The sequence below is a fragment of the Pseudodesulfovibrio piezophilus C1TLV30 genome, from assembly GCF_000341895.1.
Classification (GTDB): Bacteria; Desulfobacterota; Desulfovibrionia; order Desulfovibrionales; family Desulfovibrionaceae; genus Pseudodesulfovibrio; species Pseudodesulfovibrio piezophilus.
Genome location: NC_020409.1, coordinates 640,085 through 663,121, shown reverse-complemented (window position 1 = coordinate 663,121; position 23,037 = coordinate 640,085). Strand labels below are relative to the sequence as shown.

General features: G+C 45.7%; 23 protein-coding genes. 15 read left to right on the top strand and 8 right to left on the bottom strand.

All coding sequences use genetic code 11. From position 1 onward, the window contains the following. Nucleotides 1-4: 4 nt before the first annotated feature. Nucleotides 5-631: a recombinase family protein gene (locus tag BN4_RS03255; protein WP_015413927.1), complete on the bottom strand. Its 627-nt coding sequence runs from the start codon at nt 629-631 to the stop codon at nt 5-7. A 136-nt stretch (nt 632-767) separates the two neighbouring features. On the opposite strand from BN4_RS03255, the gene BN4_RS03250 reads away from it, so the two are divergent. Continuing rightward, on the top strand, nt 768-3,692 hold the full coding sequence (locus BN4_RS03250) for a Tn3 family transposase (RefSeq protein ID WP_015413926.1): 2,925 nt from the start codon (nt 768-770) through the stop codon (nt 3,690-3,692). Nucleotides 3,693-3,710: 18 nt separating this feature from the next. On the opposite strand, the gene BN4_RS03245 is transcribed toward BN4_RS03250, so the two are convergent. Then, nucleotides 3,711-4,046, bottom strand: coding sequence for a hypothetical protein (locus tag BN4_RS03245; RefSeq protein ID WP_015413925.1), 336 nt, complete (start codon nt 4,044-4,046; stop codon nt 3,711-3,713). Nucleotides 4,047-4,259: 213 nt separating this feature from the next. Between BN4_RS03245 and BN4_RS17000 the strand changes: the two genes are divergently transcribed. Both BN4_RS17000 and BN4_RS03235 read left to right on the top strand, forming a co-directional pair. Beyond that, entirely contained in the window at nt 4,260-4,823 is a 564-nt protein-coding gene (locus BN4_RS17000) for a ParA family protein (RefSeq protein WP_015413924.1), read from the top strand. Nucleotides 4,824-4,867: 44 nt separating this feature from the next. After that, nucleotides 4,868-5,245 carry a hypothetical protein gene (locus BN4_RS03235; protein ID WP_015413923.1) on the top strand — a complete coding sequence of 126 codons (378 nt, stop codon included), beginning with the start codon at nt 4,868-4,870 and terminating at the stop codon, nt 5,243-5,245. A 908-nt stretch (nt 5,246-6,153) separates the two neighbouring features. Here the strand turns inward: BN4_RS03235 and BN4_RS03230 are convergent. Further along, entirely contained in the window at nt 6,154-6,468 is a 315-nt protein-coding gene (locus BN4_RS03230) for a hypothetical protein (RefSeq protein ID WP_041720112.1), read from the bottom strand. 57 nt (nt 6,469-6,525) lie between these two features. Next, nucleotides 6,526-6,957, bottom strand: coding sequence for a hypothetical protein (locus BN4_RS03225; protein WP_157871251.1), 432 nt, complete (start codon nt 6,955-6,957; stop codon nt 6,526-6,528). A 685-nt stretch (nt 6,958-7,642) separates the two neighbouring features. Between BN4_RS03225 and BN4_RS03220 the strand changes: the two genes are divergently transcribed. The 6 genes from BN4_RS03220 to BN4_RS03195 all read left to right on the top strand — a co-directional run bounded on the left by BN4_RS03220 (nt 7,643) and on the right by BN4_RS03195 (nt 12,497). Next, entirely contained in the window at nt 7,643-8,566 is a 924-nt protein-coding gene (locus BN4_RS03220) for a site-specific integrase (protein WP_015413920.1), read from the top strand. Further along, a complete protein-coding gene (locus BN4_RS03215; RefSeq protein WP_015413919.1) occupies nt 8,563-8,943 on the top strand; it encodes a hypothetical protein in 381 nt (126 codons plus the stop codon). Before BN4_RS03220 ends, BN4_RS03215 begins: the two co-directional genes overlap by 4 nt. Nucleotides 8,944-9,060: 117 nt before the next feature. Next, nucleotides 9,061-9,510: a hypothetical protein gene (locus BN4_RS03210; protein WP_015413918.1), complete on the top strand. Its 450-nt coding sequence runs from the start codon at nt 9,061-9,063 to the stop codon at nt 9,508-9,510. A 164-nt stretch (nt 9,511-9,674) separates the two neighbouring features. Continuing rightward, complete coding sequence (locus BN4_RS03205) at nt 9,675-10,391, top strand: YkgJ family cysteine cluster protein (protein ID WP_015413917.1); 717 nt, start codon at nt 9,675-9,677, stop codon at nt 10,389-10,391. Between the two features lie 149 nt (nt 10,392-10,540). Beyond that, nucleotides 10,541-11,326 (top strand): serine/threonine protein kinase, encoded by a 786-nt coding sequence (locus BN4_RS03200; protein WP_015413916.1) that lies wholly within the window; start codon nt 10,541-10,543, stop codon nt 11,324-11,326. Nucleotide 11,327: 1 nt separating this feature from the next. Further along, a complete protein-coding gene (locus BN4_RS03195; RefSeq protein ID WP_015413914.1) occupies nt 11,328-12,497 on the top strand; it encodes a hypothetical protein in 1,170 nt (389 codons plus the stop codon). Here BN4_RS03195 and BN4_RS03190 read toward each other — a convergent pair. From BN4_RS03190 to BN4_RS03175, 4 genes are all read right to left on the bottom strand, one after another. Further along, nucleotides 12,478-13,137 (bottom strand): hypothetical protein, encoded by a 660-nt coding sequence (locus BN4_RS03190; RefSeq protein WP_041720110.1) that lies wholly within the window; start codon nt 13,135-13,137, stop codon nt 12,478-12,480. The genes BN4_RS03195 and BN4_RS03190 overlap by 20 nt on opposite strands. Continuing rightward, the gene (locus BN4_RS03185; RefSeq protein WP_015413912.1) at nt 13,127-13,813 is read right to left on the bottom strand and encodes a PP2C family protein-serine/threonine phosphatase; all 687 of its coding nucleotides are present in this window, start codon (nt 13,811-13,813) and stop codon (nt 13,127-13,129) included. The genes BN4_RS03190 and BN4_RS03185 overlap by 11 nt, the downstream gene beginning before the upstream one ends. A 576-nt stretch (nt 13,814-14,389) precedes the next feature. Further along, nucleotides 14,390-15,190, bottom strand: coding sequence for a nucleoside triphosphate pyrophosphohydrolase (mazG, locus tag BN4_RS03180; RefSeq protein ID WP_015413910.1), 801 nt, complete (start codon nt 15,188-15,190; stop codon nt 14,390-14,392). Between the two features lie 51 nt (nt 15,191-15,241). After that, a complete protein-coding gene (locus BN4_RS03175; RefSeq protein ID WP_015413909.1) occupies nt 15,242-15,814 on the bottom strand; it encodes a CvpA family protein in 573 nt (190 codons plus the stop codon). A gap of 182 nt (nt 15,815-15,996) precedes the next feature. On the opposite strand from BN4_RS03175, the gene rfbC reads away from it, so the two are divergent. The 6 genes from rfbC to qrcD all read left to right on the top strand — a co-directional run bounded on the left by rfbC (nt 15,997) and on the right by qrcD (nt 22,962). Next, nucleotides 15,997-16,569, top strand: coding sequence for a dTDP-4-dehydrorhamnose 3,5-epimerase (gene rfbC / locus BN4_RS03170; RefSeq protein ID WP_015413908.1), 573 nt, complete (start codon nt 15,997-15,999; stop codon nt 16,567-16,569). Between the two features lies 1 nt (nt 16,570). After that, the gene (locus BN4_RS03165) at nt 16,571-18,001 is read left to right on the top strand and encodes a mannose-1-phosphate guanylyltransferase/mannose-6-phosphate isomerase (RefSeq protein ID WP_015413907.1); all 1,431 of its coding nucleotides are present in this window, start codon (nt 16,571-16,573) and stop codon (nt 17,999-18,001) included. A 172-nt stretch (nt 18,002-18,173) separates the two neighbouring features. Next, the gene (locus tag BN4_RS03160; protein WP_015413906.1) at nt 18,174-18,920 is read left to right on the top strand and encodes a cytochrome c3 family protein; all 747 of its coding nucleotides are present in this window, start codon (nt 18,174-18,176) and stop codon (nt 18,918-18,920) included. 13 nt (nt 18,921-18,933) lie between these two features. Then, nucleotides 18,934-20,883 carry a menaquinone reductase molybdopterin-binding-like subunit QrcB gene (qrcB, locus tag BN4_RS03155; protein ID WP_015413905.1) on the top strand — a complete coding sequence of 650 codons (1,950 nt, stop codon included), beginning with the start codon at nt 18,934-18,936 and terminating at the stop codon, nt 20,881-20,883. A gap of 11 nt (nt 20,884-20,894) precedes the next feature. Next, nucleotides 20,895-21,707: a menaquinone reductase iron-sulfur cluster-binding subunit QrcC gene (gene qrcC, locus BN4_RS03150; protein WP_015413904.1), complete on the top strand. Its 813-nt coding sequence runs from the start codon at nt 20,895-20,897 to the stop codon at nt 21,705-21,707. Between the two features lie 13 nt (nt 21,708-21,720). After that, nucleotides 21,721-22,962 carry a menaquinone reductase integral membrane subunit QrcD gene (gene qrcD / locus BN4_RS03145; protein WP_015413903.1) on the top strand — a complete coding sequence of 414 codons (1,242 nt, stop codon included), beginning with the start codon at nt 21,721-21,723 and terminating at the stop codon, nt 22,960-22,962. The last annotated feature ends 75 nt before the right edge of the window (nt 22,963-23,037 follow it).

Sequence of the window (23,037 nt, the reverse complement as noted above, 5' to 3'; positions counted from 1 at the left end):
CGACTTATGCATGTGGGGCATGTGGATTTAAAACCTGTATGCCATGCCCCCTTAACGCACCACTTGGACTTACATACCTATAAAGGGTGACCCGTGTTACCCCAAGCTCTTTACAGAGATTCCTCACGCTAGTTGTCTTGTTTTTCATTGCAGCTTGCGCCATTTGTACTTGGGTCTTGTTTAGAGCGAATCGCCGTCCTCCCTTGCGACCGCGAGCGCGGGCGGCTTCAAGCCCTGCCATGGTTCGCTCTCTGATCAATTCACGCTCGAACTCGGCAAGGGCTGCGAAGATGCCAAAAATCAGCTTGCCACTTGCAGAGGTTGTGTCGATATCTGCCCCACGCCCTGTGAGGACTTTAAAGCCAATATCCTTCTCAGCAAGTTCTTGCACCACGCATACAAGGTGCTTGAGATCTCGCCCTAGGCGATCAAGCTTCCAAATCAACAGAATGTCTCCTTGGCGTAGAGCTTTTAGGCAAGCGTCCAAACCTGGACGTTTGCCTTTCTTGCCGGAAGCCATGTCTTCATAAATGCGCTTAGCAGGAACTCCTGCCTTCAGCAAAGCATCTCGTTGGAGATCTAAATTTTGTGAGCCATCAGCTTTTGACACTCGTGCGTAACCAATTTTCATAGGCTGTTCACAAACCCTCGTTTGAGTTACATGTCCAATATAGTTCAGGTAGGTACGATATCCTGTACCTTATTCCGTATCACAAACTATGTTAACAATACGTTATTGATTCTAGAAAAGATACAAGTGGGTTCAAATGCCTCGCAGAACAGTCCTTTCCTCTTCCCAGAGAACCGTTTTTGAAGTCTTACCAAGCGTTCCGGATTTACTCACACGGTACTACGTTTTGGACGAAGACGAACTTGCACTTATTTCCAAATGTAGACGGCCACGCAATCGGCTCGGATTTGCTTTACAACTCTGTCTCATCAAATTCCCTGGAAGGGCCTTACGACCCGATGATGAAATTCCCGATTCCTTGGTCGAATTCATTGCAGAGCAAATAGAAGAAGAGTCGGAAGTCTTCTGTGGCTACGCGGACAGAGACCAGACGCGCAGAGAGCATTTTAAGACCTTGATAGAGTTTTTCCGGCTTTCAAGATTTGGAGATAGTCACTATCAAGAGATGGTGCGCTGGCTGACGCCAATTGCTGTAGACAATCCAAAGAGTACTTTCCTTGTAGGTGCAACCCTAAATGAATTGAGACGTCGCAAAATTCTGCATCCTGCTTTGACAGTTGTGGAACGCCTCGTTGCCCAGGTGAAGATCCAAGCAGATCGCAGAGTCTACAATGAAGTGACCGGCCTGTTGTCCGACAGGCACCAGGCTGATCTTAAATTTTGGCTTAATCCACGAGGCGAGAAATCACAGAGTAGACTTTCATGGATTCGTCAACCTGCTGGCCGTCCTTCTCCTATAAATGTGATTTTGATAATGGAAAAGTTGGCCGCTATCCGGTTGCTTGGTCTTCCTTCCGAGGTCTTGGACGCAGTACCGACAATTCGCCGCAAGCAACTTGCCCAAGAAGGTAATCGAATTGCTGTGCATAATCTGCGAATGTTGAATGAACAAAGACGGTATACGATCATGACCGTATGCTTGCTTGAAATTCAACGCTCCTTAATGGATGAGGTCGTCAACATGCATGACCGCATCATTGGCTCCCTAATGCGGCGTAGCCAACGAAAACAGGCTACTCAGCTACAAGATGATGCAAAGAACATCAAAACAACCGTCAACGTTTTCTCAAAGCTTGGCCAAGCCTTAATCAAAGCGCGTGAGGAGCATTTAGACCCTTGGGAGCTAATCGAGGCTGAACTGTCCTGGGATGATTTTCGTGCAACGGTTGAAGCTGCTGAAAACCTGTCTCAACCTCAGCGGTTCGATTATCTCCATTATGTTGACACGAGTTTCAATCAGATTCGGCGGTATGCTCCAACCATGTTGGAGCATTTTGACTTCCGTGCAAGCTCTGGTGGACGGGATGTTCTTACAGCTATTGATATCATCCGTGACATGAACAAAACGGGCAAACGCAAATTGCCCGACCAAGTTCCTACTTCATTTATCCCAAAACGCTGGCAACCATTTATTTTCGAAACTGATGGCCTGAACCGTAGGTACTATGAACTGTGCGCTTTAAGCGAACTCCGTAACCGACTCCGTTCTGGCGATGTATGGGTACCAGGCAGCCGTCAATTCGAAGATTTCAACGAATACCTCATGGGCCCTTCCGCTTTTCGTCAGCTTCAGGAGTCTCGTGAAATACCTGTAGCGGTCGAAACGGATTGCACAAGATACATCTCAGAGCGGAAAGAACTCCTTGAAAGTCAGTTGGAAGAATTCCAAAGGCTTCTCAGAAGCAATGATTTGGATACGGTTTGTCTCAAGAATGGTAGGCTTTCAATGCAACCATATAGGGGTAACTCTGTTCCCGATGAAGCCAAGCAATTCAGCCGGCGCGTATATGCAGAGCTTCCTCGCATTAAAATTACCGATCTCCTCATTGAAGTAGATCAATGGACAGGTTTCACCGAACAATTCACTCATTTGAGAACTGGCCAACCATCTCAAGACAAGGAATCTCTTTTGTCAGTGATTCTCTCAGATGGGATTAATCTTGGACTGACAAGGATGGCAGAGGCTAGTTCCGGGGCCTCGTATAAACAGTTGTCTTGGGTTTCGGATTGGTATGTCAGAAGCGAATGCTATTCCAGAGGGTTGGCTGAGATAACCAATTACCACCACATAATTCCACTTGCAGGACAGTGGGGCGATGGCTCCACCTCGTCTTCAGACGGGCAGCACTTTCCTCTTGGCAGTGTTGGTCGAGGCCTCGGAGATGTAAATGCCCGATATGGGCGAGATCCCGGTGTGATTTTCTACACCCACATCTCGGATCAATACACCCCATTTCACAGCCAGCTCATCAACGCAACAGCACGCGATGCAACCTATGTCCTGGACGGCTTGCTTTACCATGAAAGCAATCTCAATATTGAAGAACACTACACTGACACCGCAGGTTTTACGGACCATGTGTTTGCTCTTTGCCATTTGCTCGGATTTCGTTTTGCTCCCCGAATTCGCAACATAGGTGACGTAAAACTATACACCTTTGGCAGCGCAAAACGCTGGGCTGACCTGGAGCCGTTGATAGGATCAAAGATCAAGCAAAAGGACATTGAGAACCAATGGGAAGAGATATTGAGGCTGGCAAGCTCAATTCGATTGGGAACCGTTACGGCATCCCTCATAATTCGTAAGTTGGCCTCCTATCCACGGCAAAACAAATTGGCTTTGGCCATACGCGAGCTTGGGCGTTTGGAAAGGACTCTTTTCCTATTGGATTGGGTCAAAAAGCCAGAACTCCGTTCTCGTGTTCAAGCCGGTCTGAACAAAGGGGAGTCCAGAAACGCACTTGCTCGTGCAGTGTTTTTCAATCGACTCGGAGAAGTCCGAGATCGTTCTTTTGAAAGCCAGTGCTATAGGACTTCTGGTCTAAACCTTGTCGTAGCTACGATAATCCTCTGGAACACGGTCTATCTGGAAAAGGCCGTGAAAAAAGTACGAGAGGAAATGGATGTTCCGGAGGAGTTTCAGAGCTACCTTTCTCCGCTTGGATGGGAGCACATCAATCTCACAGGAGATTATATCTGGAATCTTGGCCAAACGCCTTAACGTGCAACTTTGTCCGCTCTATGGAGTGCCCCCTTCAGGGAGACGCGTGTCTTGTGCTATGTCGTCCAATTCGTCCGGATCTGCGGTAGCCACGAGGAACGTTAGAGAACGATCCACGACAGTGAACAGGCTGGCCTCTGGGAGGTTGTCCAGTTCGTCGAAGAAGCTGCTCATAGTCATGTCCTGGAGAGGGACGTAGCGGCTTTCGCCATTGGGGAGCTGTATCAGGTTAGCAAATTGTCCTGGCTCCGGCATGAACAGGCGGCGGTTTCCAACGGGCAACACGGCGCCAGACTCGACAGCACGCACGATAGTGCGTAATTGGTAATCAAAATTTTGCAATTCGGGATGCATTTCCGAAAGCCTCCTTGAGGGGTTTTAGGTTTAGGCCTGGCAGGGTGGTAGGAACTCTGTCAGGCCGTTTTTGTGGCCTTGCCTTAAACCTTCTTGCGAAGGGGTTTTTAAATATCCACACTGACAAATTGACTATAAGTTGTATAAAGTTTACATCTTTTAACAACTATATAGTCTTATGATGAAAAAAGGAAGTCTTTTCTAGGAGGTTAAGTGCTTACAATATCAGTATGGAATCCAAAAGGAGGGGTTGGGAAATCTACCCTGGCTTTGAACCTTTCAGCCGCAGTTCAGGCTAAAGGAAAGAGTGTGGTTTTGGCAGACCTTGATCCTCAGGGAACCGCTCTTGCGATTGCCGCCGATGGGAACCTTCCGTTCGAGGTGACTGATAAAATCCCACGCAATGGTTTTGATGTCGTAATAGTGGATCATCCTCCAGGGTTTTCAGAGGTTCCCACTTCACAGGCCGTAGTTTTCCCTATGCGTCCATCCCGTCCTGACATGCAAGCCGGAGTCAAAGCTTTGCGTAGTCTCGTGGCTTCGGGAGTGAAAGTCGTTGTCGTATTCAATGATGTGAAGAGACAGCACAGGGTTGAAAGGCAGACCATGCAGCGGGCTGTCAAAATGAAGCTCTTTGCAGAGCCTAAGATCGTGAAGAGCAGAACTGTTTATCGGGTGGCAATGGATCAAGGAAGGACCATCTTTGATGTTGAGTTGAATAGTGCCTATGCAGTACAAGATGCGCGACAAGAGATTCAAAATGTTCTAAAAAAATAGATAAAGATTTCAACTTTACTCACATTAGCGGAGTGTGCTGCATAATGTCTAATAATGACGATTGGATGAATGAATTAGATAAAGACGAAGCAACCGACATGGAAGTCCTCAAAGAAGAGGAAGAAAAGAGGAAAAGCAGTACGAAGCAAAGTCGCCCAGGGGCGAGAGGAAAGAAGCCTGTCAAACGTTTGGAGGTGGAGGTCGGAGAACGCCTGGGCAAGCGGGGGCCATTGGTTTTGATGTATGGCCAAGGCCCAAAGCCGAGGACGTCCGTAAATGTGCCAATCTCAGCAGAGATCCGGAACAAGCTTGAGAAGAAAACTGTCGGACCTAGAGGCCAGGTTTGCGCTCTTCTTATTGAATGGGCGCTCGATGAGCTGGCCGCTCAGGGTAAAAGCATAACGGCAACGCCTGTTAAGTAGCAGGAATGCCCTTAACAATTCTCGCTAGTTCGCGGCATTGGACTAGGCCGGTCTGAGCCGGTCCAGCTTGGTGCGAACCAATGAAGTAAATCTGTGGTGTTGAAGGGGAACTGAAATGAAAAGTACTCAGATAAATGCGCTGATTGGTTTTGCGACATGCATTGGTGTTTTTTTGTACGGTTATTTTTGGTATAAACCACCCAAAAAGAATAAATCTGAAGACAACAATAAAAGCCCGGAGTGAGCCAATCCGGCTGAGGAGAGAAAATGATGGAAGATAGCACTATCAAGTACCTGATTGGTTTTGCCATGCTTGGCGTTGTTTTTCTCTATGGGCTTTGGTACCAATCAAAACAGAAAAAATAGCTCCTGAAGACAATGAGAAAGCCCGGTTTGAGCCGGGCTTTCTTTTATCCGTGTGTTTGAGCCAACGCATTTCTTTTTCTGGTTAGTATCAAAAATTCAGTAATGTATTTGTTTATCTCGTTGAAGAAGATTTCTACGAATTCATGAGAAAACTCCAACATGGCGTAGCCAAATTCGCTGCTTGATTTGAGCTTATAGATAGCCACTTCTGTGGGGATAGGGGCAGATGTTACTTTATTTATGATTTCCATTTGGCTTGTTTTTGTGGTCGTACCAGAGAGCAAAAACAAAAGCGGCGACCCCGGCCACAAAGATGACAATGTAGGGCGTAAGGTTGCTATCCATTTTTGATCTCCTTCTTTATGAAAAAGGTGGTACTTCTCAGATCCCCTTTTCGGAAGAGGATAACGCTCAGTATAAAGAGGTAAACCTCAAGACCTGAGCCAATCAATTGTAAGTTGTCATCCTTAAAAGTCAAATTGGGATCAAAAAAGGACGGCCATAAACGCCGCCCTTTAGGAAATAGGCTTAACTGCCTGTCGTTACTTGTTTTGTGCGATTGCTACATAATGTCGGGTCAGTATTAAAAATACTGTCGCAGTCGTTAAGGAAAATACACCGACTCCCAAGAGTAGGCTTTGCATTTCTATTGGCGTGGCCGGGCCTGTAAACATAGCGACATCCTTGCCGAACTGCCTGAAAGATAGGCCTATGTAGTTGGCAAACTCGCTGCCATGGAATACTGAACCCAAAAAGTTTAGTAGGTTGAGGAAGCCTGTACCTCCGTTGTGAACTGCAAAAGCGATGAAGCCGATGGGTAGGCCGAAGGTCATTGCAGTTTTAAATTTGTTCGCCATTTCTCCTCCATTGTTTTTTAGTTTGCCAGAACTCTCACTTGCTTTGCTTTTCCCCTTTTATTCCTCCTTTGAGTATTTTTTAAATAGCTGCATGAGGCGTTGGTGGCTGATTGTATATCTGTGGTGCTTTTTTAAATACGTGGCACAGTTTCTCCAGCTCAGATTCGAGTCTCTCAGTTCTTGGACGAGTCCATGCAGTTGTATGCGATACTGTCTTTCTTTTTTTCCCTCTGGGCGTCCTTTCGTGAAAGCGTCGATACGTATTTTTGTTAAAATTTTTAGATTTTGAGTTTCGTCACCTTCAAAATATTTATTTGTCAAAATATCTAGCGTGGCAGCTCGTTTTGAGAGGGCTTCGGCTAGAGTCGCAAGGGCGATCATTGGGGAGGGGTTCGTCTGTTGGCCTGCTAGTCTTCGGAGCAGGTCGCGCTGCAATTCGAGCACGTGAATCTGTTCGGCTTCTGTCATTGTTGCGAACCAGTGAAACAAATCCTCTCGTTGCTCGGGGGTCGTGTCCGTATACCTCTTAATTGTGGATATGGTACTATATGACATTGTATGACCTGTTGTGAGATTTGTTTATTAAATGAAAGATTCAATGTAATTTAGACATAGTGTGACATCATACAATGTTGTAAAGTGATATGTAAAGAATATATGTCACCTCATATGTAAACTGTAGATCGTAACTTTACTAATATCAATGCCTAACGCCGCTTTAGTCGAAGACTAAAGCGGCGTTAGCCGCTTCTTTTGCGCGATTTTGCATTGACACTTGTTGTTCTGATGGGGCAGATTGTTGACAGTTCCCTTATTACCTTTTGAACTCGTGCTGCTGGCGCGAGAAGGGCAATAGCTTTTTGGGTACATTTTTGCGCATCGTCCTAATTGAGCATTCGACTCAAATGCGGAAAAAATGACCTCGGAAACCAAGCTTCCGAATCCAACAGCTGGGGGCACGATGCTTTTGGGAAACCTTTTGCGCGCTGCCCATAGACACCATTAGTGTCAGCGCGGAAAAAGCCACGGCTCAGTACCCGGTTCAAGTACTGAAGGAAGTTATGCCGCTCAGCGGTCATGGGGATCTAGTGATTCTTCCTGAAGCAAAAATCTGATTGGTCTCAAGAAGAGTCGCCCTGATCAGGGGCAATAATTCTGATCAAAGTGAAAAGCGATGGCCAAGAAATACGGAAGCCCAAAGCGTCAAGTTAAGCTCGTTTATGAAGTGTCTGGTATCAAACGCATAGGCTCTTCTAAACATGCAGCCAAGGAGGTTGCCAGAAAAGACGGGGCGAGGACCTGGCGAGATTTGGGTAAGAAGCTCGGTATTCATTCGTATAGTACTGCAGATGCTTATCGAGAGTGTTGGAGAAGGTGCTTTATTCACGCAAGGGATAAGTATGGTTTGAGGCAATTGACTCGGATAGAAGCCCGGCACGTTCAGTCGTATTTAGAAGAGTGCATTGAGAGGGGGGTGGCAAGAGCTACATACAATCAGTACGCAGCTGCCCTGAGTAAGCTGGAAGTGGCTCTTAATGGCTTCGCAGATAAGACGGGGATGAAGCGACGTTTTGAGCTGCAAAGCGGCATTGAGGCTACGAGAGAGGATGCAAAAGAGCTGAAGCGGTTTGAATCGACGAGGGCGTACCATCAACCTGAAGCTTTAATCCAATTTGTTTCTAATGCTGACCATCAACTCGCAGCTCAGATGCAATATGAGGCCGGGAGTCGAGTTAATGAGATTTCGTTGATTCGGAAAGGTCAACTTCGGCCAGGGGGGCAGTTTGAAGCGAAGGGGAAGGGGGGGAAGGTGTTGAGGCCGCAACTTTCTCCTGCAACATTTCAGAAGTTGAAAGAGCATATTCAAAAGTACGGTAAATTTAAAATTAATAAGGATCATTATAGGGCTGGTTTGAAAGAGGCTTCCGCGCTTACTTCTCAGAAGTATAATGGTTCTCATGGGCTTAGATGGAATTACGCGCAACGGCGTATGAAAGAATTACGTCAAGGTGGTGTTTCTTATTATGAAAGCCTAGGTCGTGTATCCAAAGAAATGGGCCATGAGCGGCCCGATATTACGGAGCATTACTTGAAATGACGTTCGAAGAGTACGGGCTTAAATGCTATATGGCGAAAGAAAAGGTGGCCGGTGGAAATGTTGAGAAGACGCTAAAGGCCTCATTTCTAGGGGTGAACGTTTCTTCGTTGCTGATGCTTGCCTATTTGAAAAGTTGGTTTCAGGCTTATTTATACAACAAGATTGGATCAATAAAGTCAAATGTTGATTCCTTTGGAAACGATAAACAGGGCTATTTGACCTTCTCTAAATGCCAGAAAGATGGGGAGGTCTTTTTGCATGCAAGGGTCGCGCTGCAAGGGCGTGTCTTGAATGAAATAACCCTTAACTACCAGCAGGTTGTGATGGTTGAAATCGTTTTGAATAAAGCCGTAAATTTTCTAGATGTAGATAGTTAGACAGGTATACCCCCCTTCTCTCGGAAAGTCGAAAGGGGCTCATCGGTCAAGTTTTCTTCTTTTTCGTTTTGACCCTTGGTGTTGTAGTTTTTGAAGAATATTTTTGGGAGTTGATAAATGAAATTGAAGAAGGTTCAGAAAAACCTCGATAAATCGTGTAACTACTGTGGCAAAATATGCGAAGGACGATGGGTAAAGAGTCGGGTTTGCGAACAGTGTGGAAAGCAGATTATTGAAGAATCCGACCTAGAAGGCACTCCAGGGGCAGTTGTTTGGGCGGAGCATATACGGCTCGAAGTGAAACCTTATCTAACAGAGATGGTGTCGTTTTTGGAGTCGAAGGCTGTAGATGAAGAGGATCTGGTGGTTAGTCAGGCGGATGTTCCACATATTCAATCCGTATTTGAGGCTACGATGGCCGACAAGTCTGCTTCATCTTGGATTGAGAAGTTTAGGTATCCGAATAAAAGAAAGGTGTTGGATCACCTTGTCTTTTCTGCCCTGAAGAGGAAAATGAAGAGGCATTGGCGTTGGGATAAAGATCGAACTACTGTGTCTAGTCGTTAAGGGCTAATCCCCAGTTGGGTGTTTGGAGAAAGGTGTCAAGTGTACCAACTTGATACCTTTTTTTATGTCTACTAAATCGTCTTCTCCTGATTTTACCATATTTGACGATTGGACTCAGTTGGGCCAAGTTGAGCAAACGTCAAATTCTAACGTGAGGTTGAATAATGGGCAAAGTTGAAGAAGTGGTATGTTCATTTATGAATTATGGCCCAGAAGCTCTTCCCGATCTTACTTCTTTGAAGTTCAAGAAACGTCTTTCGGCGTATTTGGATATTTATCGTGAATTCCTGAAGCTTTCAGACTTTATCATTGATAGCGAGATTGGGAAGCGAACTGTGAAGTGTAAGCCGGGGTGCAGCTTTTGTTGCAACCAGATTATTCACGCTTATCCCAGCGAATTGCTGTGCATAAATGAGTTTCTAGATAAGCAGCCTGGCATCCGGAATAGCTTTGCTGAGAAGTATCCACAATGGGATGTCGATTTTGAACCATTTAGAGAAGCCTTTTGGGATAGCTTCAAACAAATGCCCACCAAAAGGGCTGAGTTTAGATCCATCTGCCGCGAATTTAGCTCTCAATGTCCGTTTTGTGACGATGGGGTTTGTTCAATTTATGCAGTCCGGCCAATGGTCTGTAGGACATGGTTCACGAAGCGGAGGTTTACCAGTTGCAATGAGAAAAACAACAAGGATAAACAGTTGAAGTTGTCGTGCTATGAAGGCCTTCATATGGCGCAGCTGCATCTTGATCAGTATTTCATGGAGCAGTTTGAGATTGAGGGGCTGCCGCTCGGAGCCTTTGTTTCAACTTTGTCACATGGTGTATTTTTTATGAACAGTTCGTCCCTGTATATTAAAAGTCTTAAGCGGAAGGCTTCATAGTTATAATGCTCTTACTTGATTGTAGACTTTAATGGTATGAAATGTTTGCCATTCTGATTCTTTACTACACGGCATTCAAAAGGTATTATAAGTTTTTTGAATCAACAATCTGATTGATGGCAAGTTTAGCATGTCGGTGAGGAGCCTAGATGCCACCCATTTTTTCATTACCGCAGGATTTGATTGAGCAGTTGGGGATAACTGAGGTCCATGACTGCTTTCAAGGTGCTCAAAAATATGTGTTCATTGTGAGTCGTGGAAATGAAAAGTTTGCTTTGAAGATGTTCAGGTACCGCTTTAATGAGCGGGATGAGCGGGAGCTAGATTTTTACCTTGAAAATAAGCACCTTGATGGCATCCCTAGGGTTGTTGAAGTCGTTCTTTACAAGGGTGAAACTGTTGTCATTGAGGAGTATATCGAAGGGCTTCCGCTTAATAAGATGTTGCGTCTCAAGTGGGAAGATTCATCGATTAAGACATTTGTTCAGGGCCTTTGTGGCGTGATGGAACCAATATGGCAGGAAGGCAAAACGCATAGGGATTTAAAGCCAGAAAATATAATCGTTACAACTGGTGGTGGGATTTATGTAATCGATTTCGGCATCTACAAAAATCCTGAAGACTCCACAATCACAACAACAGGATTTCAGCCTCACACAACGGGCTTTGCTGCACCTGAGCAACTGAGTGGAGATCGTGATGCCATTTCATATCGAACCGATTTTTTTAGTATTGGGATCATAGCTTATGTGATGAAGTATTCCTCTCTTCCGTTCGGTTCAACTGAGGATGAAATTCGTGCGACCTTTGCTGCCGATAGTTTCGACTATAATGTGGATGACGATTGTTCTCTGAAAAAGTTTTTTGAAAAGATATTTGTGAAGAATATTTCCTTACGTCCTAGAACTGTGAACTTGTTTTTAGAGGAGCTCTAATATGGAAATCTACCACCAACTAGGCCACAATCATAAATGGAGCCTTGATAGCCACTTTGTTAACGATATTGGTGATGGATTCATTTTTAATGCCTACAGTTTTATGTATGGAAAGATTGGCAACCCTATCAGTGGATATAAAGCAGAAGACTATCTGCCTATATCGATGATTGACCATCAGTTTTTTGGAAATAAGGCTTCTCAAGGTGGTAAGTTGGGCACGTATCCCTACCACCCTATCCATGATTCCTCATCACAGGGCACATGCGTGAGCGGTGTCGACTGCATAATGGCATCGATAAAGTATCAGCAAGAACTTGGACTTAAGAGGATAATAGTCCCAAGCTTTTTTTATGAACTGGGGGACGTCGCTAGAACTATTGATATTCTGAATAGGGTGAACAAGAAGCTTCAGAAGGTGAGGGGCGATGAGGAGTTTTATATGACTCTATGCTTTTCCGATAATCAAATCGCTAGTTCAGAGTATATTGAAAAGATTCTCAGAGCTGCAACTGATATGAGTATTGCCTTTGACGGATACTATATAGCAAGTGGTGCAAGCTTAGAGTACAAAAAGAAAATTAGCGTAAACGTAAGCTATTACACAAACTTGCTAAATGTACTTACGACTTTAAAGGCCCAGGGGTTTAAAACTATTTTAGGATACGCCAATTGGGACGCCCTGGTCTTTCTTTCCCTTGTTGATGTAGATGGTGTCACTATTGGCACATATGAAAATCTGCGAAACTTCAGTGTTACTCGATTCACAGAAGATACTGCTGGCGGCCCTTCAAAGGGTTGGTATTACTCTGAAAAGCTTTTGAACATGATCAAGGCGCAACAGTTGGGAATCGTTCGTGCAAGAAACTGTATCTCATTGATTGCAAATGAAAAGAATATCTTTTCGGATGTCATTCTTCAAGATGAGTATTATAGGGATACTCACAAGCCGGATGTTCACAAGAACTACCTGCTAGCAGTATCTCGTCAGTTGAAGGAACTGGCGGGCAAGCCGTTATCTGCTAGGCCATCTGCATTCTTGGAGCGTGTTGAAGAGGCCCGAGAGCTCTATGAGCGTTTAGAGAGAGACCATAAGGTCTTTCTGACAGATGAAAGTGCTGATTACCACCTTGGTATATGGCAATCTGTAATCAAGATGAATGCAGCTTAGTTAATACTTGCTCATTCAAAAGCATGTTCATTTTGCTGCTAATTGGCTGCTCGCTAGGCGGAGCATAAATAATATCTAAATCGCCACAATCGCGAAGGGTTAGTAGTCCAACCTCCATTTGTTTAAACAAGTGGAGGTTGTTTAATGCTGGCCTAGAGTTGGAAACCGGCAAGCAGACATAACTCTCATTCGAGAATGATTTATAGCGGTAAGCTTGATTAAGTGCTCTCTTCCAATTTTTGAGCTTTGCCTCTATCGCGATCGTGTTTTTTATAGAGCAGTAGTACTCTCTTTCAAGTCTAACAACATCGCTCTCAAGAGAGACATAGGCATCTTCAATAAGTGCTTCTACACATCTGTTGATAGAGCGTTTAGATGCCCTTGTCTTGTCTTCAATGCAGGGGAGTGTTGCCGATCTAACGTTTTTTAATAGCTCAAGAATGGTTATATGTAGATTCGAAAAGAAATTATTCCTCATTAAAGGCTTTGGCGGAAGGTATTGAGTGATGACTAAGTCGGCAATGCCATAGCCTAAGTTGACTTCATCTAAGACCAATGTCTCATCAGACTTCTGAAACAAAGGTCCTGGCAACTGCTCCTTTAGCAGGTCTACTAATGCTTGTTCAGAATCAAACATCATTAGTCCTCACATAGATATACGTTGCATCATCTTGATTTTTGCCTTGGATGAGCTTGTTTACTTCTTTCTTTGCGCCTGTAGGAGTGTGGCGTAAAAAGATATCATGAAATAAGGACTTATCTTTTTCAAAAAGAGAGCAGAAGCCGTCGGTGCAAAGCATATAATCAGAAAATGAACTTATAAATTCTTTGTAAAAGATGTCAGAGTGCTCTAGTTGCTCCATGCCAAGGTAGCGTGTCAAAACGCTTGGATGACCATCGATATGATGATCCTCTGTGAGCTGTTCGATAAATTGTTTGTCTACGCCATAGATTCTTGAGTCACCTAAGCTTGCAATCTTCACAGGTCGAGTTTTGTCTTTAGGGATGGCTAAAATAGCGCAGGTCGTATAGGGCTTTTTGTACTTACTCTCTCTGATCTTAGCATTCAGAGATTCAACTATTTTAACAAGATCAATGTCATTATTGTGTTTGTTTTCGTAGAAGATTCTCCCTAGCTCTCTGAGTGCTAAGTTGACTCCATTTTTAGCGTTGGCGAGGCTGCTAACGCCATCAAAGATCGCAAATAAGCTGTATCCATCGATGTCCAAATCGAAGGCCCCAACGCCATCCTTATTAGATGTTCTATTGGTGCCTTTTAACGATTCATATGCATATTGAACTGAACTAGTCGTCATTGCTCACTCTTAGGATTCAAAGATTGCAACGATAGCGCCTCTGCGACTTCTTGATCCTCTTTATAAGTTAGTGACATTTCTCACAATGTCAAGGACTAACGATGGCTGGTATTGTATTTATTACAGGTGGTTGCAGTGGGAAGTGAACCCACGACCTATTGAATGGGAGTCAATTCTTATCCTATTCTGACTCTTTACAGTTCGATTGTACTAACACAGGAGTTTAAACCGAACACTGATTTGGCTTTAAGTGTATTAGGAATGCTAAGGGCGCAGGAGGGCACTTGTTTGTGGGTGGTATAATAAATGGTATAAAATTTTACTTTAATTTTATATATATTTATAATCATTGTGTAAAATTATGATTTTCTGATCCCTCCCTCTCCGCCATATGAGTATCATGGGCTTTTCTTGAAAGAGAAAAGCCCATTTTTTGTGAGTTAGGCAATTTAATGGGGTGTATGATTGGTTCTAGGATGCTTTCTCTGACGTAGATAAACAGCAGGGCGACAACTGTTTGTTAGGCAAAACGCCCTATCAGGCTAGATAGAGCAGGGGGGGAGGGAGAAAAAAAGGTTATTCGGTTGTTTTGACTTCTTCCCAGAGGGCATTCATATGCATTAAGTCCAACTCGGAAAAATCTACCCCACGAGATTCTGCGAGTTCTTCCATCGCCTGAAACCGTCTTAAAAATTTCAGGTTTGATATGTCGAGTGCACTATTTGCCTTGATCCCTTTGCGTCTACCGAATTCCACAAGTGTCAAAAGATAATCGCCAAATTCCTGTTCAGAGGATTTCTTGTCACCGGACTTGAGAGCGTTCTGCCATTCCTGCCATTCTTCGTTGAGCTGTTTTTCTACTTCGTCATCTGACTGCCAGGTAAAACCGTTTCGAGCTGCTTTTGAGTTTATTCGATAAGCTTTGAGAAGAGGGGGAAGCCCTTTGGGCAGAGAGTCGAATACATGTTTTTTGTTGGTACCCTTATTTTCATCTTTTTTGATGGTTTCCCAATTGTCCAAGAGGGTTTCTCGGTCTTCAAAACAGGTGTTGGCAAACACATGAGGGTGGCGTCTGATCATTTTGGCAGTAGTATTTTTGAGGGAGTCAGAAAGCGTAAAGAGTCCTGCTCTTTCAAACAGGGTGCTTAGGAAGAGCAGAATGAATAGGACGTCCCCTAGCTCTTCCATGGATTCTTTGGGGTCGTTACTGCGAATCCCTTCAATGAGTTCAAAGGTTTCTTCGGCGAGATAATCACACATGGAGAGGGGGGTCTGCTCTTTGTCCCAGGGGCATCCCTCTGGGGCAAGCAATGTATCAATAATACCTAAGAGTTCCTGCATAGCGTCAGTATGTGGATTGCTTGCTTGTTCGCTCATTGGCGTTCATTCCTTGTGTAGGTGATAAGTACGAAATTCTAAGAAAAATTATTATTGCGGATTATCAATCTCATCGTCAAATCCAATAGCTTCTTTTGCTGAGTCCATGGCCTGTTGAGCTGATGGGAGCGAAAACCCTTTGGGCATAAGAGTCTCTCGTGCTCCTTCTGGTAACAGATCACCTGTTAACTTCATTAAGTGCTGGACGCGTGGGGCTATGCTGGATTCCCTGAGTTGAGAAGAGTTTGGAGAGAATGACTGAAGAAAAATGAGAAGAATTAATCCAATAATGGCACCCTCAACACAACCGAACAAAGCACCAGTGAGTCTATCGACCCATCCCAGCAGGGCTATCTCAAGCATGGATCGAACAGCTTTTGCTATGAGCCAAAAGAGTATAATCGTTCCGAAGAAAAGGATAACTGAAGCAAGGGCGCTTACAGTAATGGCGCTGTGAATATAAAGCTCTAAGTGGGGAATAAGGAGGTGCTGGTAATTGGTGGCAAGAAATATCGCCAGGAGGATGGCTATCAGTGAAAGAGCCTCCTGAACCAACCCTCTGAAAAAACCACGTATGGTAAATATGACGACTATGCAGATAAGTGCTATATCGAGAAAGTTCATGTAATTGAATCCTTAATAATATGAAAATGATTCTCCCAAGAAAGGAACTAGCAAACCATCGGGCAAATGTGAACAGGTTGTATGTTTTTTTTATGGCAGCGATTGCTACATGGGGTTGTGTCCGACTTTGAACTCGGATACATGGTACCGTCAGTCAGGCCAACATAAGGTGAGGAGGGCAGATGCAGGTCTATGAGACCGGTTTTTCCGGCCTTTTTGTGCTGGAGCCGAAGGTCTTTCAGGATGAGAGGGGCTTTTTTCTTGAAAGTTATAATAAGGATTCATTCCGCTTATTAGATATTGAATGTGATTTTGTCCAAGATAATCACGCCTATTCAAAAGACTTAGGGGTCCTTCGAGGTTTTCATTTTCAGAGGCCGCCCATGGCTCAGGCTAAATTAGTTTGGGTCACCAGAGGAGCTGTGCTTGATGTCGTCATTGACTTGCGACTCGGTTCCGTGACCTATGGAAAATATGCTCCAGTTGTCTTGAGTGCGTCGAATTTTAAACGAATGTTCATCCCGAAAGGGTTTGGACATGCATATATAACCATCATGCCGGATACGGAATTTCAATACAAAGTTGATGCTCCTTATTCGCCGGACCACGAGGGGGGGATTGCCTGGGATGATCCTACTATCGGTATGGATTGGACTCCCGCTTTGCATGGTCAAAAACCAATATTATCAGAAAAGGATCGTCGATTGTCCCGATTCGTCGATTTCCATTCCCCCTTCATATACGAGGACTACTAATATGCAGAAGAACAGGCCGCTCAAGGCCCAATTCGCCGAAGAGTGCCATGCCATTATCTTGGCTGGAGGGTCTGGCACCCGTTTGTGGCCATTAAGTCGTAACCTCCTGCCCAAGCAGTTGCTTGTCTTGGATGGGGAGCAAACTTTATTGCAGCAGTCTGTCGCCCGAGTGCTCGAGCTTTTTGACCCAGAAAAAATATGGGTTGTCACAAATGATGAGCATGTTTTCGAAGTGCGCAAGCAGATCGCAGAAATTTGTCCCAATATGGAAACACAGGTCCTGTCCGAGCCTGTTGGGCGAAATACCCTACCAGCAATCATGCTTGGTCTTGATAAGGTCGTGGAAGCAAACCCCCGCGCTCAGGCTGCGATTTTTCCTTCCGACCATTTGATAGGGAATTGTCAGGCTTGGGGGGAGGATATTGTTCAGGCCTCTTGTCTGGCTGCTGAAAAGCTCTTTGTCACTTTTGGTGTCAAGCCACGAACGCCTGAAACCGGGTATGGATACATCACTCTAGGAAAAAAAATATGCGATGATGCTTTTGCCGTGGATGGGTTTGTTGAAAAACCCGGATTGGAAAAGGCTGAGGCGTTTCTTCGAGAGGGGAGTCATTTCTGGAATAGTGGCATGTTCTTGTTCCGTGCTAAGGATTTCTTGACCCAAGTTGCCAAATTTCAACCGGATCTATGGGATTGGTGGATGGAAAGAGATCAAACGTCTCTGGTACAGGGTTATCGAGAACTTCCCAATATTTCAGTAGATTATGGTGTTGTTGAAAAGATAGACAATATAGCGGTGGTTCGTGCCCAATTTGATTGGGACGACCTTGGCAGTTGGGAAGCATTATACCGTATTGGTGAAAAGGATCAGAATGGCAATGTTATACAAGGTGATGTACTTGCTATGGATTGTCATAATTCATTGTTGATCAGTGAAGGGGGAAAGCTGGCTGTGGTTGGGGTGGAGAACATGATTATGGTTCAAACTCGCGACGCCACTTTGTCTTGTCCCATGGAACATGTACAGTCAGTGCGAGATGTCGTGGCTACTCTCAAGGCCGAGGGAAGCCGACTTGTGGAAAGTCATCCCACTGTTGTGCGCCCTTGGGGTAGCTACTCGGTGTTGGAAGAGGGGCCTCATTACAAAATCAAACGGATTCAGGTAAATCCTGGGGCTCGGCTGAGTTCTCAAATGCATCACCATCGGAGTGAGCATTGGGTTGTAGTGGATGGGACAGCTGAGGTCGAAGTTGATGAAAAGCCAGTAATCCTAGTGGAAAACCAGTCCATCGATATCCCCAAAGCTTCTCAACATAGACTTGCTAATCCGGGAAAGGTTCCTCTCAATATTATTGAAATTCAGAGTGGTCCATACTTGGAAGAAGACGATATCGTTCGTTTTGATGATGTTTACGGACGAGTTCAGAAATAAATTCTGTATGCCGTAAGGTCCCGATACTGTAAAGATTTTAGTGGTTGTATGCGCTTTTGAGAGATCGTGAAAATTTTCATATTCTCTTGACACGAAAACAATCCTTACCGTATGGGAACTTAGTTCAATTGGTGTGATTTTCACTTAAACTTTAGAGTGATGGGGCGAGGTTATGGAGGAAAGAAAAGCATCGAAACGGTGTGGAGGGGGACTTCCCTTTATCATCGGCTTCCTGACCACCTGCGTATTAGGTTGGGCTGTCATTCCGGGATTGTTCTACAAAGATGTCGAACAACCGATTTGGTTCAGTCATGCAGTGCACGTGGAAGATCAGGGAATGGATTGCGAAAGCTGTCATTATTTCCGGGATGATGGCTCTTATGCCGGATTCCCGACAAATGAAGTCTGCGCTGAATGTCACGCGGTCGATCCAGAGGAAGCAATGGAGGCCATTGCTGAAGAAGGAATCGACCCGAATGATTATGAAGCTATTATGAAAGCTGAAATCGGAGCTATTGAAGACAACTTGGCTTCTGGCGATGAGGATAAGCTGCAGGCAGAACGCGAGTATGTGGTCAAGTATTTGATCCAAGGCAAAGAGGTCCCTTGGTTGAACTATCAGTATCAACCGGATAATGTGTATTTCTCGCACAAGGCTCATGCTGGGCTTGACATTGCCGAGTTGGCAGACATGAAAAATGACCTGTCCAGCGTCGTCGATCCTTCGGTGTTCGACGAGCCTGCCGAACAGAATTGTAATCTGTGTCATCTTAAGGATATTCACCTGAATGATGTACCGCCGGCTTTTGAGCAGAACAGGCTGACTGGTTACAGTAAGACGACAATGAAGATGTGGAAGTGTGAGCGGTGTCATGCCCTCAAGGGCCAATCAAACGCCTGTTACACTTGTCACAAGTAGAGGGGTACTGAGAATGAGTGTAGCACGCAGAGCTTTTATACAGATGACTGTGGGCGCAACCGCCGGTATCCTTTTTACACCGACGGTTTGGACGGCCCTTGATGATGCGTCGATATGGACGCAGAACTGGCCCTGGATCCCCACCCTGAAATATGGTGAGGTGAAAGGAATTCCAACTGTTTCTAAAATATGCGAATCCGGCTGTGCCGTGAAGGTTCGCACCGTAGCTGGCGAAGCCTTCGGAACTGAAGGTAACGTGGACAATCCGCTCTCTGGTGGTGGTATATGTCCTTTGTGCGCCAATGGTGTGCAAACCAAAAACAGTCCGACCCGCATCAAGACACCGATGCTGAACGGTGAATCCATTACCTGGGAAAAGGCTACAGAAGTTGTTGCCGAAAAACTGGAAGCAGCCGGCAACAGAGTTGCTGTCATTTCCGGTGATCAGACAGGCACAATCAACGAAGTTTTATCCGCATTATTGGTCGATAAGGGAAGCGATGCTTTCTACGCCATGCCTTGTGATATGCAAGCTGCTGATAAAGCTTGGACTGGTTTGATGGGCGGCTCTGGTCAAGTTGGGTATGATATGGAAAGTGCGGATGTTGTTCTTCTTGCCGGTGCGGATGCACTGGAATCATGGGGACCAACCGTTGCGAACCTGAAAGCCTTTGCAGCCAACGAAGGTGGAAAATTCATCTTTGCTGGCCCTATGCAGACAAAGACCGCATCCGTCACCAGCAAATGGGTTCCCGTGCCGACTGAAGGCATGGCAGCTTTTACCCTTGGCGTATGCTATCATGTGTTGCAAGCTGGCAAATCCGTGCCCGCTCGTGATTTTGATCAGTTTAAAGCCATGGTTCTGAGTGGGTATACTCCTGTCAAGGTAGAGGCTGCGACAGGTGTCAAGGCTAGTGATATGGCCGAGGTTGCCAAACTCTTGCTCGCCGCTGAAAATCCGGTGGTGGTTCCAGGTGGATCCGTTGCCGCACATGCAGCCGCGTTCGCTTTGAACCTGCTGCTTGGTGGTGGAATGAACATTCTGCCAGAATTCGGAAAGGCTGTAGAAACGGCGATGACTCGTTCTGAGATGCTCAAGCAGGATATCCTGCAAGGTGTTGAAGCCGATCTGCTGTTTGTTTATGAAGCAAATCCCACGTATGCTTTGACGGAGCAAGTTAAAGCCGGATTCACTGTTGCCTTTGATTCGGTGAATACTGAGACTACAGCAGCTGCGGATCTTGTTCTCCCTACGCCTCATCCTTATGAGCGGTATGATGATCTGGTAAGTCCTTACGGAGTTGCTGCCGCCACATATTCAATGGGAGCGCCTGTAGCCAAGCCGATTTATGATGTCATGAATGCCGGAGACTTTGTTCTTGGTCTGATTGATCTCGGATTTGAGAGCTTCCAGGAAGTCATTGAAGCCAAAGTTGGAGTTATTGGTGCTGATCTGGATGAATTGACCGAAGGGGCTGCCTACATTCTTGAGGAAACTCCTGATATGTCGGGTGTCATTTTGGCTGCCAATGTTCTGAGTAGAGCAGCCGTTCCTGTCAAAGGAACTGGTGCAGTCAGCTTGGCTCCCTATACGATGCTCAATGTCGGTACAGCGAATCAGGCAACGACTCCCAATGCTCCTTGCACTATTAGCAATAACCAGCTTCTCGGCGATAATATGGTCGTGATGATGGCTTCCGTGACCGCCAAAAAACTTGGTGTAAACGTCGGCTCCAAGGTGAAGCTTTCCGGTGGCAATGGAGATTGTGAAGCTTTGGTCCAGATATTCGAAGGCGTGTTGCCTGGCGTGGTCGCTGCTCCTTTAGGGATGGGGCACACGGTCGGCGATGAGTTCTCGAAGGGCAAGGGCGATAATGTCTATAAGATCCTCACGGTGAGCTCCGAAGCTGCCACTGGCGCTTCCACATGGGCCGGTTCCACTGTGAACATCGCCAAAATCTAGGGGGAACCGACATGCATATGAAAGAATTCAAAATTAAGTGGGGCATGGTCATTGATATTGACAAATGCACCGGGTGCGGGGCCTGTATGGTCGGCTGCCAGGTGGAGAATAATATCGCTCCCATGACGAAAGAAGACCCCTATAACTATGTCCAGGCATTGACTAAGGACCGCGATGATGCGTCCAATAAGCTCAAGACCCTGACCTGGATGAATGTCTACGAACTGTCTAACGGCGAAGTCTTCCCGAATCACGAGACGGCATATCTGCCGAGACCATGCATGCAATGTGGTAATCCTGCTTGTGTGCCAGTGTGTCCGGTGGTCGCTACGGAAAAGAATGAGGAAGGTGGTATCGTCTCGCAGGTATATCCACGTTGTATCGGCTGTCGGTACTGCATGGCTGCGTGTCCGTATCACGCCCGGTACTTCAACTGGTGGGATCCCCTCTGGCCTGAAGGTATGGATAAGGGACTTAGTCCGGCCGTTTCCGTTCGTCCTCGTGGTGTGGTTGAAAAATGTAACTTCTGCCATACGCGTTATATGAACGCCAAAGATGAAGCGCGTCAAAATGGTGAGGACCCGATGAATCTGCCTGATGGTGCATATATTACCGCGTGTGCGGAAATATGTCCTACTAAGGCGATTACTTTCGGTGACCTGAATAATCCAGAGCATGTCGTTCACGATCTCGCCAAAAGCAAACATGCTTTTCGGCTGGTTGAAAAGCTCGGTCTGGAGCCTCAGGTTTACTACGCCTCGGAGCGCGAATGGGTCCGCAGGCAGGGCGACAACTACAACGCCGATGGCGGCGGTCATCACTAAAGGGAGCTGAACAATGGATAGCAAACTCTTCCCGGAAGGGACGCAGCGGTGCTCCTTCGGTCAGTACCTCATCTGGATGGCTTTCCTTGTGGGCGTCTTCCTGTGGGGCTTCTACGGAGCTGTGCTTGTATTGTATAATGGAATCGGTACTACCGGATTAGACAACTATTTCGGGTTTGGTGCCTGGATTACCTTTGACCTTGCGGTTATCGCACTTGGTGCTGGTGCCTTTTTCACTGGCTTGCTCAAGTATATTCTCAAGATAAAACAACTGGAAAAAATCATTAACCTGACGGTTATCGTCGGTTTTTGTTGCTATGCTGGTGCCATGTTGGTTCTGGTGCTCGACGTCGGTCAGCCCACACGTGCATGGTTCGGTTACTGGCATCCGAATGTTCATTCCATGTTGACCGAAGTTATCTTCTGCATCACCTGTTACCTGACTGTTCTCATCATCGAGTTTATTCCGTTGATTCTGGAACAGAAACAGTTGAACAAGATACCTTTTATTCATGCCCTTGCGCATAATATGCATGTCAATATGGCTTTGTTCGCCGGTATTGGTGCTTTCTTGTCTACATTCCACCAAGGTTCCCTCGGAGGAATGTATGGTGTCCTTATCGGGCGTCCGTTTTCCTTCCGTGAGGGATTCTTCATATGGCCGTGGACCTTCTTCCTGTTTGTCCTTTCTGCCGTCGGGTCCGGTCCGGTCTTTACCGTTCTGATCGCTACCACTATGGAGAAACTGACAGGCAAGAAGCTGGTGGACTTCAAGACAAAAGCTTTGATGGGTAAGATTGCTGGCACCATGTTGAGTGTGTACATGTTCTTCAAGATTCTTGACACATGGGCATGGGCGACTGGGTATCTGCCTTCCGTCGGCTTGACTTTTGATGATATGTTCTATGGTGTGGCCTACGGAAAGTGGCTGATGTTCTCCGAGATCATTCTCTGCGGTGTTGTACCTGCTATCATGTTGGTTGTGCCTGCAATAAGAAATCGTCCCGGTTTGCTTTATACAGCCGCTATTCTGGATTGCATCGGTGTTTCTCTGAATCGGTATATTTTCACGGTTCAGACTATCGCCTTTCCGTCTATGCCTTTTGATAAGTGGCAAGTCTACTTCCCGAATTGGGTTGAGTATGCAACTTCTATCATGATTGTCGCTTTTGGCGGAATTGTGGTCAGTCTTGCTTATCGTTATCTGCCGGTCTTCCCACTGGAGACAAAGTTAAACTATCAGTCTGGCGAATAAGAGCAAATACGTAATGAATTGAGAAGGCCCGTTCGAAAGAGCGGGCCTTCTTTTTATTTATTGCCTCACAATGCT

Excerpts from the sequence above, each read along its gene's own strand:
- BN4_RS03255 (WP_015413927.1), bottom strand. The coding sequence starts at position 631 with ATGAAAATTGGTTACGCACGAGTGTCAAAAGCTGATGGCTCACAAAAT.
- BN4_RS03250 (WP_015413926.1), top strand. The coding sequence starts at position 768 with ATGCCTCGCAGAACAGTCCTTTCCTCTTCCCAGAGAACCGTTTTTGAA.
- BN4_RS03245 (WP_015413925.1), bottom strand. The coding sequence starts at position 4,046 with ATGCATCCCGAATTGCAAAATTTTGATTACCAATTACGCACTATCGTG.
- BN4_RS03235 (WP_015413923.1), top strand. The coding sequence starts at position 4,868 with ATGTCTAATAATGACGATTGGATGAATGAATTAGATAAAGACGAAGCA.
- BN4_RS03230 (WP_041720112.1), bottom strand. The coding sequence starts at position 6,468 with ATGGCGAACAAATTTAAAACTGCAATGACCTTCGGCCTACCCATCGGC.
- BN4_RS03220 (WP_015413920.1), top strand. The coding sequence starts at position 7,643 with ATGGCCAAGAAATACGGAAGCCCAAAGCGTCAAGTTAAGCTCGTTTAT.
- BN4_RS03215 (WP_015413919.1), top strand. The coding sequence starts at position 8,563 with ATGACGTTCGAAGAGTACGGGCTTAAATGCTATATGGCGAAAGAAAAG.
- BN4_RS03210 (WP_015413918.1), top strand. The coding sequence starts at position 9,061 with ATGAAATTGAAGAAGGTTCAGAAAAACCTCGATAAATCGTGTAACTAC.
- BN4_RS03205 (WP_015413917.1), top strand. The coding sequence starts at position 9,675 with ATGGGCAAAGTTGAAGAAGTGGTATGTTCATTTATGAATTATGGCCCA.
- BN4_RS03200 (WP_015413916.1), top strand. The coding sequence starts at position 10,541 with ATGCCACCCATTTTTTCATTACCGCAGGATTTGATTGAGCAGTTGGGG.
- BN4_RS03195 (WP_015413914.1), top strand. The coding sequence starts at position 11,328 with ATGGAAATCTACCACCAACTAGGCCACAATCATAAATGGAGCCTTGAT.
- BN4_RS03190 (WP_041720110.1), bottom strand. The coding sequence starts at position 13,137 with ATGATGTTTGATTCTGAACAAGCATTAGTAGACCTGCTAAAGGAGCAG.
- BN4_RS03185 (WP_015413912.1), bottom strand. The coding sequence starts at position 13,813 with ATGACGACTAGTTCAGTTCAATATGCATATGAATCGTTAAAAGGCACC.
- mazG (WP_015413910.1), bottom strand. The coding sequence starts at position 15,190 with ATGAGCGAACAAGCAAGCAATCCACATACTGACGCTATGCAGGAACTC.
- BN4_RS03175 (WP_015413909.1), bottom strand. The coding sequence starts at position 15,814 with ATGAACTTTCTCGATATAGCACTTATCTGCATAGTCGTCATATTTACC.
- rfbC (WP_015413908.1), top strand. The coding sequence starts at position 15,997 with ATGCAGGTCTATGAGACCGGTTTTTCCGGCCTTTTTGTGCTGGAGCCG.
- BN4_RS03165 (WP_015413907.1), top strand. The coding sequence starts at position 16,571 with ATGCAGAAGAACAGGCCGCTCAAGGCCCAATTCGCCGAAGAGTGCCAT.
- BN4_RS03160 (WP_015413906.1), top strand. The coding sequence starts at position 18,174 with ATGGAGGAAAGAAAAGCATCGAAACGGTGTGGAGGGGGACTTCCCTTT.
- qrcB (WP_015413905.1), top strand. The coding sequence starts at position 18,934 with ATGAGTGTAGCACGCAGAGCTTTTATACAGATGACTGTGGGCGCAACC.
- qrcC (WP_015413904.1), top strand. The coding sequence starts at position 20,895 with ATGCATATGAAAGAATTCAAAATTAAGTGGGGCATGGTCATTGATATT.
- qrcD (WP_015413903.1), top strand. The coding sequence starts at position 21,721 with ATGGATAGCAAACTCTTCCCGGAAGGGACGCAGCGGTGCTCCTTCGGT.